The organism is Luteibaculum oceani (genome assembly GCF_007995015.1).
GTDB lineage: Bacteria > Bacteroidota > Bacteroidia > Flavobacteriales_D > Luteibaculaceae > Luteibaculum > Luteibaculum oceani.
This window is the reverse complement of record NZ_VORB01000001.1, coordinates 208,357-225,343: the sequence shown is the minus strand read 5'-3', so window position 1 is coordinate 225,343 and position 16,987 is coordinate 208,357. Positions and strand designations below refer to the sequence as shown.

Below are 16,987 nucleotides of genomic sequence, written 5' to 3'. Positions count from 1 at the left end.
TCAGTAATAATTAATATATAATTGATTGTGAGCAGCGAGATATTGATAGGTGGACTGATGGTGGACAAGAAGCCAGTTAACGGTCATCAGATTTTGATTTCAACCAAGAGTTTAAATCGACATGGTTTAATCGCTGGAGCCACCGGTACTGGTAAGACTAAGTCGCTTCAGGTTATGGTTGAGGAGCTTTCTCTTAAAGGGGTCCCAAGTTTGGTGATGGACATCAAGGGAGATCTCTCTGGATTGGGAGCTCCAGGGTCCACGAACAAAATCATTGAAGAGCGTGCGCATCATATTCAAATGGAATGGGAAGGCAAAGGATTTCCCCTCGAATTTTTAAGTATTTCTGATGAGCCTGGGGTTAAATTAAGATCTACCGTATCTGAATTTGGTCCCATTGTTTTATCAAAAATCCTCTCCCTTAATGATACCCAGCAAGGCTTGCTCGCTATGCTCTTCCAGTATTGCGACGATCAAGGATTACCGCTTTTAGATATTGCGGACTTAAAAACAGTTTTGAGATTTGCTGCTGCAGAGGGTAAAGCTGAATTTCAGAAAATGTACGGATTGGTTCCTACCAACTCGGCACATGCTATTATGCGAAAAATTACCCAGCTCGAACAACAAGAAGGCGATCGCATATTTGGAGAACCTTCATTCGATGTGGGAGATCTCTGCGAAACAAAAGATGGACTTGGGGTAATTAATGTGCTTCGACTGACTGATGTACAAGCTAAACCTGGATTGTTTTCTGCTTTTATGTTATCGCTATTGGCAGAATTGTTTCAAACTTTTCCTGAAATTGGAGATCCGGAGCAACCAGAGTTAATGATATTTATAGATGAGGCCCACTTAATTTTCAAGAACGCCTCTAAGGAATTACTCGAGCAGTTGGATACTATTATAAAGCTAATTCGTTCTAAGGGAATAGGGATAGTTTTTATCACCCAAACTCCAGACGATATTCCAGAGAACATTCTTTCCCAACTCGGTTTTAAGTTGCAACACGCCTTGCGTGCTTTTACAGCTAAAGACCGGAAAGCTATCCGTCTTATGGCCCAAAATTTCCCGGAGAGCGACACATATAATGTAGAGGAATTGTTAACGGAATTGGGAATTGGAGAGGCCGTAGTTAGTTTCCTAGATCGTAAGGGTAGACCTCAGCCCTTGGTACATTCATTAATGCGGCCCCCACTTTCTAGGATGGATGTATTAAGCAATTCGGAATTGGATTCTATTGTTAAGAACAGCAAGCTAAAGGATAAATACGAAAAGAGGTTAGATCGAATTTCTGCCCATGAGGAGCTTACCAAGCGTATCGAAGAGGAATTAGAAGCGAAGGAAGAGCTGGAAAATGAGGTTCCCGAAAGACCTGTTGCTAAAAAGGCAACAACGACCAGAAAGGAAAAAAGTACGCTTGAAAAAGTTATGGCTTCCTCGGTAACAAGAACCATTGCGAGAGAATTAACCCGTGGCATACTTGGTGTTTTTGGAATTTCCACAACCAGGCGCAGAACCACAAGCCGGCGACGAAGGCGTTAATGAGCTTTGCTTTCTACAAATCGTTTAAAGTTTCGGATATTTCTGAAGCTATGGTCGCGGAGTTTACGCTTTAGCCGGAAAGACATGAGGTACATTATCCAAGGGAATTTAAAATAGGTATTGCTAATCCACTTGGTTTGGTTTTCGCTCAGACTTTCAAAATAGTTTTCCGTGTAGTTATTGATGTTGCCAAACTCGTAGCCCACATGGAATAATGAGGAATTTTTTATTTCCCAAATAGTCTCAATTATTTCGAATTGGTTTCCATCCAGCTCGTATTGCAATCTGGTTTTACAACCTTCTTCACCTGGGTTTCCTTCAATATTGCTGGCACCGACAAATCCGTCTTGCCAATCTTTATTGTGTTCGTTGCGCATTAGCTCGGCAACTAATTCTTTTGGAGCCTCAATTATCTCTGTAAATGATAGTTTCATGGTAGGGGTTTGAAAGATTGAAATGTACAAAATGGCAGCAGGAAAAAGGAACTTAATCCTGATTTTAATCTAATAACCTGACGGTGGTCATGCCGTTAGGAATCCTATCTATCCACTCATCCTTTTAATTTACCGTTCAAATCCTGTGGTTTAAAAATTAAATATAATGAAGGCGTGTGGGTATTTTCTGTACTATATCATTTTCATTTGTCTGATATAGTTTTAAAAAGATCGAGAATAGCTAGCGTTAGCCAAATGGTTGGGTCATTATAAAAAAGTAAGTTACTTCTGGTTTTACCGAAAACCGAATTTTTGGCATCAAAAAACTTGGAACAAATAACGAGGGAGGGTATTGCAAAGCACCACTAACTGGTGGTAACTTTAGCCGAATTATACAATAAATAGTAACCAGTAAACCATACCCTATGACAAGATTGTTAACCCGTTTAATTTTACCTGTAATTATTGTTTTTATGGGGGTTGATTTGTCTGCGCAGTGCGACATTTCTGCCTGTCCAGTGGCACCATGTTACTGTATAAAAGATACAACCGTCACTTCCTTGAGAGGGACCTTATACGACGATGGTGGTTCCGAAAACGATTACCTACCTGGGGAGTCAGCTACAGCGCAGGTTATTACCTACCTCTTTAATATCCAACCGACAAATACTCCGGATACTTTAGCGCTTCAGTTTACATTTTTTGATGTGGAGATGAGTGCCACTTGTGAATATGATCATCTTGAAATTTTGGATGGAGGAGTTTCAAAAGGAATTTATTGTGGTACCGATAATCCTGGAATAGTTTATTGTACCAGTGGTTCCGCAACTATTCGATGGTATTCAGATCCAAACGCTGTAAGACCTGGTTTTGAAATGCGTTGGTTTGCTGATTCTATACCAGATGCCAGCACTGTGCCTACTCCAACTGGCTACTGCGATGCTTCTAACGAAGGTGACTGTGGAAATGGTCAAGGTATTTATGAAGTACAGATGCAAGGAGACAAAGGTGGGTTTACCAATAATACCGACCTTCAGAGCTGTCAAGATAACCAAGGTTATTCGGATTTTTCAGCAACTCATATGGCATACATTTCTCGTGGAAATGTTTACGAGTTAGTTACAAGAAGTAACGACAACGGATATTTCTTCGGTCAAATGGCAGTTTATGTAGACTGGAACGAGGATTTCGATTTCGATGATACCGGTGAGTTAGTTATTACGCAATCGACATTTACTGCCGGAGATGTTACTCCGCAAACTACCCCGATAACGGTTCCAGATGGAACTACAGATGGTATAAAGAGAATGCGAATTAGGGGTCACTCTACATCCAATCCTATCGGGCCGTGTGGCTCTATTGGTCTGGGTGAAACTGAGGATTATACTTTAATAGTAGGAACACCTCCTCCATTTTGTGCCTCTGCCCCAGTTCCTGCTGATGAGGCAGTAGATCAATGTCAAAAAGGAATAGAATTTTCTTGGACTTCCAGCCCAAGCGGGGAACCAGCGGATGGCTTTAAGTTTTCATTGGGGACCGATCCACTTTCTCCTAAAGATCTTGTTTTAGATTTAGATCTTGGTGCGGATACCTTTTACACGTATAACGGAAACTTGGATGCCGGTACTACATACTACTGGAAAGTTACGCCGTATAACGCACAAGGTGATGCAAAAGGTTGCGAGGTATGGTCATTTACAACATCTGCTTCGGGTGATCCAGTTCCTAGCATTGTGTACGATAGATCTGCCTTAGATACTGCTAATACTTGTGCAGGTGGAATGGATGCTCTTTTCGCCTCGGTTAGTGGTGGTGCGGGATCTACTATTTATGCTTGGGATGCTGAGGATAACAGCAGAATTAGTCCTTTAGATAAAGATTCAACCCAATTTAATTCTAGCACCGAAGGTGCAGTTAAGGTATGGATAACTGCAACGGATGCTAATGGATGTTTTGGAACCGATACGGTGGTGGTTATTACCAATCCTAACGCTAATGCTGGAGGAAGCATAGTTGGTGATAACATGCTTTGTGCTCAAGACGATCTGAGCCTTAGTGTGGCAAGCACAGTAGGGAATCTGCAGTGGCAACGTAACGACGGTGGTGGTTGGTTGGATATTTCCAGCGCAACCAATGCCAGCTACGGAGATAATAATCCTCAGGGAGGTATTTCTTATCGTGTTATCGCTAATACGGACTTCTGTGTAGATACTTCAGATGTCCTAGATGTTACGGTTCACCCATTAACGGATGCTCCTGATATTGTTTCCCCTTCGGGCGTATTTGAATTCTGCGATGGCGATTCATTGCAATTATTGTCTAGTGTAACGAATAATAATATTTGGTCAAATGGTTCTACTGATGACGAAACCTATGCTAAAGTGGGTGGTGATTTAAATCTAGTTTTCTTAGATATAAATGCATGTACCTCCGATGTTGCTACAGTAACCTTAACCAAATATGATTTACCAAATAAACCTTTAATTCTGGAGGCAAATAATGGCGAAGCTACCCTGTGTGAAGGGTTAAGTGCGCAGTTAACTACAGATGTAAAAGGTATTATTGAGTGGAATGGAGAAACCTCCGCTACGGATACCTTTTATGTGGTTAGCCAAGCTGGACCAGTATATGTAACCGTAACAAATGCTAATGGCTGTTCAGCAACTTCAGATACGGTGGAGGTAGTGGAACGTGCCCTTCCGGGTAAACCTACTATAGTCTCTTCTACAGGTGGAGCAGACTTATGTGAGGGTGCTACCATGGAATTAACAGCGCAAACTACCGAAGATGTTTACTGGAATGGAGATCCTTCTATATCATCTAAAAAGTTTACGGTTAGCGCGGGTGGAGATTATTTTGCTACCGCAGTTTCCGATTTTGGTTGCGAAAAAGAGTCCGATGCATTTACGGTAACATTGCGTCCTAATCCAGACCAGCCAGTTGTAACTACCGATAATGGTAAAGACGGATTTTGCGAAGGCGATAGCATTTTGGTAAATGCTAACGTAACCACTAACGTTTACTGGAATGGAGATCCTACCATAGTTGGACCAAGTATTTATATAACTGTAGCAGGAAATGTAACAGCAACGGCTATTAGTCAGTTCGGTTGTGAAACAACTTCTGAGGCACTTCAAATTCAAGAGCTCCCACTTCCAGAAAAGCCAATAATTACATACGAGAATGGAAATTTAAATAGTTCGGTAAATAGAACGGATTATCTGTACCAGTGGTATGATGGCGATGGAAACGCAATTGATGGTGCTACGGGGCCAGTTTTGGAGAATTCAGAAGATGGCGATTACTACCTAATCGTGATTGATCCTGCTACCGGTTGCGAAAACCAATCGAGCACCTTTACTGATATTATTAGTCTTGAGGGAACTAACACCATAGCAGTTTATCCGAACCCAATTAATGCTGGTGATTTAATTCACATAGAGGCAAGTAAAGAGGTTGAATTCAAACTGATGGACAACACAGGAAGAATTTTAACCGCAGGTAGCGGAAATGTGGTTTCAACAGAAAACTTGAAATCGGGTATCTATCAACTCTTAATTAAAGAATCCAGTAATGCTGGAATTTACACCGCCAAAATTGTGGTTAGGTAATGAAGCTTAAGATTTAGAAATAAAATTCTGTTTATCAGATTTTTACCTTTGGTTGAACGGGGTTTCTCAATATGAGGAACCCCGTTTTTTTGTGAGGTAAAAGGATTAAAACTTTTAATAAAAAAGGGTTGGGAGTCCGATATAGTTTTAATTCTTGAAATTAACTGGGTGGTATTTTAGAGAATATCATGGAATAAGCTGATTGTCAAGCCATAATTTCGCACCACCTGAATTTTTTGACCAAAAACTTTACATGTTCTATGAAACGTTTTCTTTTAACGTTCAGTAGTGTTCTTTTGACCATTATTGGATATTCCCAGCAATATTGCGATCCACAGGCCCTTTGTGGAGGAGATGAGGATCAAGTAGAATTCGTAGCTCTTAACGGAAAAACGATCTATCCCAATTTCAATTGCAGTTTTGTTGACGATCAAACCCAAGATACCCTAACCATGAATATCAATGGGGGGTTAATTACTGCTAATAATTCTGCTTTTATAAACGTCGTAATTCACGGTTACATCGATTGGAACGATGACAAGGCATTTACCGAAGATGAAAACGTTCCTTTTGCCGGTAATATCAATACTGGATTTTCGGCCCAAGTGGTTCCGCCAGCCGGTCAGCCTGAGGGTCCCGTTAGACTTCGTGTTCAAGCAATAGACCCTGTTTTTTTAGCACTAGATGGACCCAATGGTTGTTCAGATAACTGTTTCCATACCGTAGATTTTACCATCAACGTTACTTCCGAAGAGGTTTCTTCTGAGCCCAGTGAGTATTGCGCGGCAAGTGGATATACCCACCCTGACCCAGACTCTTGTATGGTTACTGAAACTGGAAATGCAGTAAGAAACATTTGGGTAAGCGAGTTTGCAGCAGATAACGGTTTCTCTAATACTTCTTCTTGCGGTTTAAACAACGGATATTCTGATTACACTAACGGAATTGCATTTGCCGTAACTCCTGGTGCTACTGTAACCGGACAGGGTATTATAGGAAGGGCAAGTGGAAACAATACTCAGTTTTTAACCGCTTGGGTAGATTGGAATAGAGACTTTGTTTTTGACGATGCAACCGAGAGAATCGAAGGGGTTAAAACGGATGCTTTAATTGAGTTTAACTTCGATTTCGCGGCACCTACCAATGCGGTGGAAGGACCTACGCGTCTTAGACTTCGTGCATGGGATCCAACGCTTATTGGGTATGCCGGAGAAGCTTGTGGAAGTTCTAGCGAAGGTGAAGTAGAGGACTACACTATTTACATTGGAACACCTAAGGTGGCTTGCCCAATTCCAGGTACTCCAGCTGATCAAACGGCAAATCTTTGTAAAGACGATGTAACCCTTACCTGGGAAGTGAATGTTGATGGGCCAAATCCAACCGGATATTTGTTATCCATTGGAACCAATAACCCACCAAGCGACATTCTATCAGATTTTTCATTAACGGATACCAGCTATGATTTTACAGCTGAGAATTTAAATCCAAACACAACCTATTACTGGTCAGTAAAAGCCTTTGATGCCACTGATACCTCCTCAGATTGTAGCATTCAATCATTTACAACTGCAGATTTTCCAGTAGTGGAAATTCAAAATGCTTCCAGTTCGGTAGATACTGTTACCATTTGTCAGGAAGAGAAGGTGGTGTTGGACGCAGTAGTTAATAATGCCCTGGGTTCTGAAAATTTTGCTTGGACTGGATCTAACCTGAGTAGCAGCAATACCTCTACTACCACTTTTACAGGAAGCTCTGCCGGTATATTTACCTTATACGTTAGTGTTGACAATGCTAGCAATTGCAGCAATACAGATTCTGTGGTTGTAGTGGTTAAAGAAAAGCCTACTGCAGGAGAAACATCTGGTAATATCGAAATCTGTTCTAATGAAGCACTTTCATTGCAGGTTTTTGATTTCAGTGCAGGAGTAAATTTCCAATGGCAACGTAAGAGTGGATCAACCTGGTTTGATATTTCCAGAGCAACTAGCGACATTTATGAGGATAGTAATCCATTAAGCGGAGTTTCGTACCGAGTAATAGTTTCAAATGAATTTTGCTCGGATACCACCGCAGAGGTGAGCATAGAGGTTTATGACTTATCTGTGGCTCCCAATATTAGCTCTAACACTGGTAGTTTTTCTTTCTGTTCGGGTGATAGCATAACCCTAACATCAGACATAACTAATAATGTAGCTTGGTCTACGGGTAGCACCGATGTCGAAATAGTGGTTAAAGCCGCGGGGGAATACACTGTTTCATATACCGATGCCAATGGATGCCCTGCCGACACGGCTACTGTGGACGTAATTGAAAACGCAACCCCAAGTAAACCAGTAATTACAGGTGATTTAGCTTTTTGCGATGGAGCATTTACAACCTTATCAGTTAACGATCAGGGCTTTAATGTTGCATGGATGGATGATGAGGCCAACAATTCTTCATCATATACAGTTGCTGAAGCGGGTTCTGTTTTTGTAAAGCTTTTTAACGATCTAGGGTGTGAAGCGATTTCTGATACCTTAGATATTACTGTTAATGCTAATCCAGCTAAGCCAACCATTAGCACAAGTCTTCCAGGCACCTCATTTTGTGAGGGCGTTTCAGTAGAGTTAATAACGGATGCCGACTCATTAATATGGAATAACGATGCCAATGTGAATACTTCAAGTATCATGGTTGATCAAGCTGGCTCTTACTATGTAACAGCCTTAAATGATGCAGGTTGTAGCACTAATTCAGATACCCTAGATTTAAGCTTTACCGAATTGCCTGCACAACCGTCTATAGGTACTTTGAGTGGAAATGAAGCATTATGTGATGGCGACTCTCTGGTACTAATTACGGACGCCACTGGAGATGCAGTATGGAGTACAGGTGCGGATTTCGATGGTAACAACCTTACCATTTTCGACGGTGGAAAATATACAATCACGGTTGTAGACGCCATGGGTTGTGAGGCTACTTCAGATACGCTTGAAATTATAAAAAATGACCTTCCTGAAAAGCCTTTGGTTATTTCACAAGCGGGAGATTTACTAACCAACGCTAGAGGATTAATTCAGTGGTTTAGAACCGATGGAACTCCGGTGGTAGGAGAGACTAAGCAAGTATTCGAAGATGCTCCGGATGGATCATACTATGTGGAGGTAACCGATGAAATAACGGGGTGTAAAAATAGATCGGATATAGCAACAGGTATTTTTGGTTACAAGCGCAATACGGCTGTAGAGGCGGTGTTGTATCCGAATCCAGTAAATGCAGGAACTAAAGTTTTTGTAGAAATAGAGGTTAAAATTGATCAATTGAGATTGCTTTCTCCCTCCGGAGTTGCTATTCCAGTTGTCCTTGAGGAGGATTCCTCATTTGCTACGGATAGATTGGCGCCTGGTCTGTATTTAATTGAAGCGAAGACCAAGGATGGGGCAAATATCCACCTGGGAAAACTTACCATTATTAGGTAGATTATTGTAAATCAAAGCCTAAGCAAAGGGGATGCCGTTCGGTTATCCCCTTTACTTTTTAATGGGATTTCAAGCTTTATAGTTAGAGAACGAATTTTTAACCGGATACAATTTGAAATTACACATTCGGCAATAGGTTTAATTTATGGAATAAAGTTCTTGACTGATTCGGATAAATTGAAATCCCATATATGTAGTCTATATTTTCCAGAATTAAATATGGTATAACCTAGAGCAACTTCCCTTAAATTCATAGGTCGTAATTCAAGATAGAATTCCATTAGCCTATGAAACCAATGTACATTCTCCTACTATCCCTTTTTTCCTTTAACTCATTTGCTCAGCAGTATTGTGAATATTTAGGCGATTGCAGTGGCGATTGGATTGTAGAGGTAACATTCAATGGGTACAAGAACAATACTAATGGCTGTGTAGGTTACGGCGATTACAGCGATAGTGTAGATTTTTATGTTCAACCTGGAGCAACCTTTAATGTGGATATAGATTGGGCGACCTATTTAAATTCTGCCGGATATTTCTGGATTGATTGGGATAAAAGTGGCACCTGGGATGCATCGGAAATGATGACCGTTCCTTATACGGGCTCAACCAACGGTACCTCTGTAGTGGTGGTTCCAGATGGTGTTACGGTTGGCGATGTGCTAAAGATGCGCGTGATGCTGGCGAACCAGGCTGATCCGCCAGATCCATGTGTTGGTCCTGTTGGTTTGTATAACGTGGATGAAGTAGAGGATTATGAAATTCAGGTGGTTGGGGATTTACCAACTTCTGGTGGTGGTTCCTATTGCAACGCCCAAGGTAGTGATTGTGGCTGGGGGCATATTGCTAAGGTGGAATTCGCGGGTAAACAAAATGCTTCCACCTGTACTTTCTATGGAGATTACACCGACACTATAGCCTTTAAGGTAGATGCTGGATCTGATTACACCCTTACCGTAACTTGGGCTGGTCAGGGGACGGCATATAACTATACCATGGCAGCATGGATAGACTACAACCGCAACTACATTTTCGAAACTGAGGAAATGACAGCTATCACTGCTTCGGGATTGGGCGTGTCTTCGGGTACCATTTCTATTCCGACTAATGTAAATAACATGCTTACCCGCATGCGTATTCGTATGACGCAAAACGATGCTCCGGCTCCATGCGGTCAGCAGTCGAGAGGTGAAGTGGAGGACTATGCCATTATTATTGGTACGCCACCGCCAACCTGTGCAATTGCAGAAAATCCCGATATGGGTTTTCAAGGAATTTGCCAAAAGGATGCCGAATTACGATGGAGTGCAAATCCGAATGGCGAATCACCAACGGGCTATAAGCTTTGGTTTGGTAGTGACCAAAATGCTACCAACCTTATCAGCGGTATTGATGTTGGAAATGTTACCAAGTACAATTTGAATTTTGAATTGCAAAAGGCCACTAATTACTATTGGAAGGTGGTTCCATACAATGCGCAGGGAGACGCTACAGGCTGTACAGTTTGGCAATTCACAACCACTACAAATGGAGATCCCATCCCCGATATTATTGTGGATAGAAATAGTGCAAGTAGCGTTACCCTTTGTCAGGATGAGCAGCTAACATTGTTTGCCAATGTTTTTCAAGGCTTGGGCAATAAGACCTATGAGTGGACGGGTGACGACATTACTTACTTAAGTAATACCAATAAAGATTCCGCGCACTTCAATAGCAACACCATAGGTACCAACCAATATATCGTGCGTGTGGAGGACGAATTAGGTTGCTACGGTACAGACACAATTTCGGTAGAAGTTACACAGAAAGCTATGCTTGGTAACCTAGTGGGCGATGTAGTTTACTGTGATTACGACACATTGGAATTGGCTATTTCGGATGCTTTTGGCGACCTCCAGTGGCAGTTGAATACTGGGAGTGGTTGGTTAGATATCACGGGAGCCACAAAAATGGCATATACCGATAATAACCCGGTTAACAATACCAGCTACCGGATATATGCTAGCACCGGAGTTTGTGCAGATACCAGCGCATCCGCTACTATAACTGTTTACGATCCAATGGAAACACCAGAAATTAAGGCAGTGGATGATGCTTTCGATTTTTGTCCAGGCGATTCTGTGATAATTTATTCTTCCATTTCTGGAGATAATAAATGGTCTTCTGGGAGCTCGGCAGATACATTGGTCTTTAAAAACCCTGCCACTTTAAGTCTTTACAGGGAGAATTCCTTGGGATGTATATCTGGTACGGTTAGTGCCTCAGTGGGGCATCATCCCGTGCCCAATAAACCGGTAATTAAAGAAGCGAGAAATGGAGAAGTAAGCTTGTGCGAAGGCAAGTTTACTCAAATGAGTATAGATAAGCAGCAGGGTACGAGTATTTCTTGGAATGGTGATCCGCAGTTGAAAGCATCAAAAATTACCGTTCAAGATCCAGGTAAATACTATGTAGATGTGGTTAACGAATTTGGTTGTACTAACGTGTCCGATACCGTTATACTGCTTAACAGACCTAGCCCAGACCGTGTATTTATTACGCTAGAAGGAGATACAAATTTTATGTGTCAGGGAGACTCTTTGTTTTTGAGCTTGGAAACTGAGGATGAGGTTACGTGGAATGTAGCTGGGCAAGCCTCAGAAAAACGCATTAAAATTACCGAAACGGGTAGCTACTTTGCAACGATAACCAACTCTTTTGGTTGTACTGCGGCCTCTGATACCATGGATGTCTTCACCTTCGAAAATCCTGCAAAACCTATTATTAAGGTGGTGGGAGACAAGTATGAGTTTTGCGAGGGAGATAGCACCCGACTGAGAGCTATTTCTGAGGATAGTTATTACTGGAATGGGGATACCAATTTTAGTCAGCAATTTCTATATGTAAGCCAATCTGCAAGCCTTTGGTTAAAAGCTGTAAATGATAATGGTTGTATGGCCTTTTCCGATACGGTTTCAGTAGTACAACATCCCCTTCCCGAAAAGCCAGTAATTACTTCTGTAGAAGGTGATTTACACTGTTCGGTAACCGATGCTATGATACAGTGGTATTATATAGATGGATTTCCGGTGGACAGTGCTAATCAGCCCGTTTTAGAGGATGCTATGACGGGATACTACTATGTTGAGGTAACCGATTCTTTAACAGGTTGTAGTAATCGGTCCGAAGTTTTTACTAGCATTATAAACGTTTCGCCTACAATTCGTGTAGGGGTTTATCCCAATCCGGCGAAAATGGGTGATGTGGTAAAAGTGGAAGCTAATCAAACCATTCACTATATTGAGTTAAGAGATACCCAAGGGCGAGTTATTTTGGCGAAAGAAGGCAATAGCTTTACCGTTAATAAAGTCGCAAAAGGGAGTTATCTCATTTCAGTGTATGACCAAAATCATGCACTTTTAGGATATTCAAACATTGTTTTTTGGTGATTTATCCCTAAATGCACCCGATTAATCGAAAGAATAAGTAAAGAAGTCTGAATTAGCCCTTTCTTGCGATAAGAATTTTCCTCCACCCCGAAGGAAATTTAAGCATGAAAGTTATGAGAAAGCCGCTCTTTACCATTTTATTAATCGGGTGTTTTTTTACCACCTTTGCTCAAAAAAATCCACTTCAACTTCAGGTAGTTGAAAAGGAGTTTGGAACCCATACCGCAAAGGTTTACCAAATCGATTTTCCAGCAGCTTCGGAAGTGGCCATCAATTTTGCAGAGGCTTTTAAGCAGGCGTTTAAAGTAGATACCAAGACTTGGAACGACCAGATTTCTTCCGATGCTTTTGAAATGCCATACACCGAAAGTAACGCTACGCTTAAAGCATGGACGGTAAGCAATGGCGATACTACCACGCTTTATGCCACGCTTGACTTTCAAAAGGACGGAATGCTTTCTAGAGAAAAATTCGCAACGGAAGATAGTTTGCTACGCTGTATGCTGAAGCAGTTTAATTTCAACCATAGAAAAGATTATTACGAGGCGAGAATTAACGAACTGCAAAAGTTTAAAAGACATCGTAACAAGAGAAATAGAGACGAAGATAACCTAGCAATTACCAAGAAGTTAGATAGTCCCAATACCCTCACCGCTTCTAACCATCACCTTAAAACCGAAGACTAAACCGCTTTACCAGCGAAGTTCGAAAACCAATTAGTCGCCAAACGGAGACCTCTTTAACATGGAGCTCCGTTTTTTTTGTGCCTTGTATTCTCTATTTTGCATGCCACCTAATTATTAGATTATGAAAAAGGTTGCAGTAATACTATCCGGTTGCGGGGTATACGATGGTTCTGAAATTCACGAGGCTGTATTCACCCTATTAGCGCTTGCTCAAAATAATATCTCATACAGTTGTTTTGCTCCCAATAAGGCACAACTTCACGTAATTGATCATACAAAAGGAGAACCAACTGAGGAATCCCGAAATGTATTGGTAGAGTCTGCACGTATTGCAAGGGGAGAAATACAAGACCTTAAAAGTTTAGATGTCGAATCCTTTGATGGGATAGCCATTCCTGGTGGATTTGGTGCCGCAAAAAATTTAAATCAATGGGCAATTTCCGGACCTGATGGAGCTATAGATGACGAGGTTAAATCCAGCATATTAAATGCCTTACAAATGGGTAAAGCCATAATGGGGCTATGTATGGGGCCAACAGTAATTGCAAAGGCATTAGAAGGATCTAGTTACAGCGCTAAACTCACTGTGGGCACCGATACCGAAGAAAGTCCGTACGATATAAAGGGAATAAGCGACGGTATGGCGAGCATTGGAGCCGAAGTAAAAATGAAGTCTATTAGGGAAGTAATGGTGGATGATCAGTTAAAAATTGTAACAGCACCATGTTACATGATGCAAGCTGACATTACCCAGATTCACGATAACATTCAGAGTGCGGTAATAGCTTTTAAGAAGCTGTTGTAGCCTAGTTTATTCAATTTATGGTCTCTAGATATCTTCTTGCCATTTTTGGCACGGCTCTGGTTTTGGCCTGTTCCAAAGATGCTGAAAAGCCAGAACCAGGGCTTTTTCAATGGGCCATTGCTGTTCCCTTAGACTCCACCAAAATTAATGCGGGTGACACATTATTTATTCAGGCGCAACTTTCAGTTGAAAATGGACCGGTAGATTATAGCATTTCGGTGAGGGAAGCACAATACGATACTTTGGTAGCAAATATCCTGGATGAATTTAGTTTTGAAAAAACAGTGGAAGTAGAAACGTTTTGGATAAGCCAAGCAAAGGGTCATGCAGATTACCATTTGGTATTTAATGCGGATAAACAAAAGGGGCAAATAATAGAAAAGCGGATACCCTTCCATGTTCACCCTTTGGATGGGCATTAAAAAAGGGGCATAAGCCCCCTTTTCTTTATAGATAAATTATTTTTTCACGACTCTTTGAGAAGTCGCATTCCCAAAGCAGTCTTGGGCTTTAAGTAAATAAATACCTGGCGCAAGTTGGCTAACATCTATTTTGCTTGAATTGACATTGCTAAGGTTTCCTTGATAAACCAATTTCCCTTGAGTATCCATTAAGCTAATTTTTCCTGTCCAATACCTTGGAAATTCTACCTTAAGCGAGTTTATAAATGGAATTGGATATACGGAGAAAGTTTTGTTGTTATCTGGCCTTTGTAAATTGGTAAATTGACAATTAACTTTATAGACTCTATCTTCGATGGACTCGCCGGATTGGATATCTTGGATTTGGTTAGTTATAACCCACTCACAATTTTCTTGCAACCAACTATTACCCATAGTTTCAAAAGTTTCGTTTTGCTTACCATAATAATTCAGACCTTTATATTCTAAATTATCAAGATTAATAGTCCCATATACAAAATCACTTTGTTTAGGATTTTGACCAAAATTTGTTCGACTACCTACAATGGGAGCCTTGTTGGAAAATTGTCCAAACTTCGGTAACCAAATATTCAAGTATTCATTTGTAGGAAACTTATTAGCCCTACTCTGAATATTATTGCCGTGTTTATCATACTTATTTATAAGATCTCTATAGCTAATCTCCCTTTTGATTTGTCCATTCAAGACATACGCAGAATCCACTATTTGAAGCCGATTGGTTATAACGCCATTTTCACTAAAGCAAACGGAGTTTAGAGCGTCATTATTTATTATTTCGGGTCTTTCATTTACTATACCAGGTTGATTTTCTGGTGTTGTGGTTTTCCACAGAACTTTTAACTCAGTATCTAGTACCGCTAGTTCTCGCCCGAATAGGTATATAATGCTGTCTTTAGAAAAGATTTCTCCGGCATAATCAAGGGTGTTTTCAATTAAAATTTCCTCCGTTTTAATATGAACGAAATTTTCATTTAAGATCACTACCCATAACTTGTGATTGAAATTAACCTTGTCCAAATGACGAAAGGTTAAATACAAATTTTTGTCTTGTGGGTTGAAAAAAGCTCCTCTTAAGCCATATGAAAGAGTGTCAGGAAGTTTTAAGTCTAGGGATGTACTACTAACTTGCTCTAATTGTGAGTTATAAGTATCTACAATGTAACTGCTGTTCTGTTTCGTGTAATGAATCACTCCAATATTCTTTGAAATGCCAAAACTTTTAATTGCGTGAAATGGAATGATTAGTGTTTTAGCAATTTGAAAATTAGGGTCGAGTGAAAAAATCCTAGTCGAATCTGATCCCAAGACTTTTTCTTCAAAGAAATAACCATTGATCGATGAATAGGTGCTAATGGAACCGGTTAAGTCATCATTAAATGGGTTATAGGTTTTCAAATTCTGACCATGCAGAGTAATTGTTATCAGCGTTAAAATCAGGATCTGTAGCCTCATATCTTAGTCGGTGGAATTTCTGGGTTTAAAATTGGATAAAAAATGTCTCTGGGCATATTCGCATGGTACAGCATGGAACTTGCTAAAAAATACCCGGTTTTACCATGATGAGGATCCTCCTGATCGTCTACATCAATTTCACGGGAATCATAGACAATCACACCGGCATAATTTGTGAAATTCTTTTTATAGGTAACCTTATCTAGGGTATAGTTTGGTCTTTCATCTTCCCACAATTGAAGTATATCCCTGCAAATAGATTCTTGTGCCATGGGGGTCCAAATTGTATACTCACTTAATGTGTAAGGTAAATATGGTCTGGCACCTGTATACCAAGGATTATAAAAATCTATGGTGTTTTTATTAGAAATTGCTCTTCCAAATTGAGCGGCTGTAAAATCTGCAATGCTGTAATTATTAGGCAGGAAATGTTGGGTTTGCCAGTCATAATAAACCGTGTAATCATAAATAGGAGGACAAATTCTACAAACATCATCTACTTTTTTGCGTGTATCTATCCAATTCCGTTTATGTTTAAAATTACAAAGGTGTTCATCTGGTAGGTCGGGGTCTAAATCCTCTACCCTATAGGTGTATATGTAGGACATAATTAACTGCCTATATGGGTATACATTAAGTTCATTTTTCCGATTATTTTTTTCCGGTGGGTGATTTGTGTAGAACATGTTATCATGCTCTGGACGCACGATGTCGATAGTTATAAGGGCTTCTCCATGTTGATTAGCAATATTTTGCGCCGAATTTAATTGGGATTCGAGCCATCGCATTTTTTCTTTTTCAGTAACCTGATGGTTGGAATCTAGATATATGTAATATAAATCTTTATGGACTCTAACGACTCCGTTTGGAATATTTTTTGATATGGTAAGTCCCAGATTAGCAATTTGCTCTACCTCAATTATAGAATGATCTATATGGCTCTGGTTAGAATTTCCATTTTTTTTATGAAATCCAGATTCCGAAAGTCGAAGTAGTTTTTCATTTAAGTCTTTCAGATCAGTAGATAAATGCTGCTCTGAGGAAGTTGTAGTTTCCGAAATTTCAGGTTTCAAGGTTGGCTTTTCACAAGACATGGAAACCACAGCGAAAACCATGAGAGTGAAC

General features: G+C 40.5%; 10 protein-coding genes. 7 read left to right on the top strand and 3 right to left on the bottom strand.

What is annotated here, in order from left to right; translation table 11 throughout:
- Positions 1–27 precede the first annotated feature (27 nt).
- Positions 28–1,542: a helicase HerA-like domain-containing protein gene (locus FRX97_RS00935; protein WP_223266533.1), complete on the top strand. Its 1,515-nt coding sequence runs from the start codon at positions 28–30 to the stop codon at positions 1,540–1,542.
- Here the strand turns inward: FRX97_RS00935 and FRX97_RS00930 are convergent.
- Complete coding sequence (locus FRX97_RS00930; protein ID WP_147012438.1) at positions 1,539–1,976, bottom strand: hypothetical protein; 438 nt, start codon at positions 1,974–1,976, stop codon at positions 1,539–1,541. The two genes, FRX97_RS00935 and FRX97_RS00930, sit on opposite strands and share 4 nt — an antisense overlap.
- Before the next feature lie 425 nt (positions 1,977–2,401).
- Between FRX97_RS00930 and FRX97_RS00925 the strand changes: the two genes are divergently transcribed.
- The 6 genes from FRX97_RS00925 to FRX97_RS00900 all read left to right on the top strand — a co-directional run bounded on the left by FRX97_RS00925 (position 2,402) and on the right by FRX97_RS00900 (position 14,389).
- The gene (locus FRX97_RS00925) at positions 2,402–5,587 is read left to right on the top strand and encodes a GEVED domain-containing protein (protein WP_147012436.1); all 3,186 of its coding nucleotides are present in this window, start codon (positions 2,402–2,404) and stop codon (positions 5,585–5,587) included.
- Between the two features lie 260 nt (positions 5,588–5,847).
- Positions 5,848–9,048 (top strand): GEVED domain-containing protein, encoded by a 3,201-nt coding sequence (locus FRX97_RS00920; protein ID WP_147012434.1) that lies wholly within the window; start codon positions 5,848–5,850, stop codon positions 9,046–9,048.
- A gap of 287 nt (positions 9,049–9,335) precedes the next feature.
- Complete coding sequence (locus FRX97_RS00915) at positions 9,336–12,476, top strand: GEVED domain-containing protein (RefSeq protein ID WP_147012432.1); 3,141 nt, start codon at positions 9,336–9,338, stop codon at positions 12,474–12,476.
- Positions 12,477–12,589: 113 nt separating this feature from the next.
- Positions 12,590–13,162 carry a hypothetical protein gene (locus FRX97_RS00910; protein WP_147012430.1) on the top strand — a complete coding sequence of 191 codons (573 nt, stop codon included), beginning with the start codon at positions 12,590–12,592 and terminating at the stop codon, positions 13,160–13,162.
- A 121-nt stretch (positions 13,163–13,283) separates the two neighbouring features.
- Positions 13,284–13,967, top strand: coding sequence for an isoprenoid biosynthesis glyoxalase ElbB (gene elbB / locus FRX97_RS00905; RefSeq protein ID WP_147012428.1), 684 nt, complete (start codon positions 13,284–13,286; stop codon positions 13,965–13,967).
- 17 nt (positions 13,968–13,984) lie between these two features.
- Entirely contained in the window at positions 13,985–14,389 is a 405-nt protein-coding gene (locus tag FRX97_RS00900; protein WP_147012427.1) for a hypothetical protein, read from the top strand.
- 36 nt (positions 14,390–14,425) lie between these two features.
- Here FRX97_RS00900 and FRX97_RS00895 read toward each other — a convergent pair whose 3' ends face one another.
- A complete protein-coding gene (locus tag FRX97_RS00895) occupies positions 14,426–15,862 on the bottom strand; it encodes a T9SS type A sorting domain-containing protein (RefSeq protein WP_147012425.1) in 1,437 nt (478 codons plus the stop codon).
- Positions 15,859–16,977 carry a hypothetical protein gene (locus tag FRX97_RS00890; protein WP_147012423.1) on the bottom strand — a complete coding sequence of 373 codons (1,119 nt, stop codon included), beginning with the start codon at positions 16,975–16,977 and terminating at the stop codon, positions 15,859–15,861. Before FRX97_RS00890 ends, FRX97_RS00895 begins: the two co-directional genes overlap by 4 nt.
- Positions 16,978–16,987 lie beyond the last annotated feature (10 nt).

Bases quoted from the DNA above. Each gene is read 5' to 3' on its own strand.
- FRX97_RS00930 (WP_147012438.1), bottom strand. From the start codon at position 1,976: ATGAAACTATCATTTACAGAGATAATTGAGGCTCCAAAAGAATTAGTT.
- FRX97_RS00925 (WP_147012436.1), top strand. From the start codon at position 2,402: ATGACAAGATTGTTAACCCGTTTAATTTTACCTGTAATTATTGTTTTT.
- FRX97_RS00920 (WP_147012434.1), top strand. From the start codon at position 5,848: ATGAAACGTTTTCTTTTAACGTTCAGTAGTGTTCTTTTGACCATTATT.
- FRX97_RS00915 (WP_147012432.1), top strand. From the start codon at position 9,336: ATGAAACCAATGTACATTCTCCTACTATCCCTTTTTTCCTTTAACTCA.
- FRX97_RS00910 (WP_147012430.1), top strand. From the start codon at position 12,590: ATGAGAAAGCCGCTCTTTACCATTTTATTAATCGGGTGTTTTTTTACC.
- elbB (WP_147012428.1), top strand. From the start codon at position 13,284: ATGAAAAAGGTTGCAGTAATACTATCCGGTTGCGGGGTATACGATGGT.
- FRX97_RS00900 (WP_147012427.1), top strand. From the start codon at position 13,985: ATGGTCTCTAGATATCTTCTTGCCATTTTTGGCACGGCTCTGGTTTTG.
- FRX97_RS00895 (WP_147012425.1), bottom strand. From the start codon at position 15,862: ATGAGGCTACAGATCCTGATTTTAACGCTGATAACAATTACTCTGCAT.
- FRX97_RS00890 (WP_147012423.1), bottom strand. From the start codon at position 16,977: ATGGTTTTCGCTGTGGTTTCCATGTCTTGTGAAAAGCCAACCTTGAAA.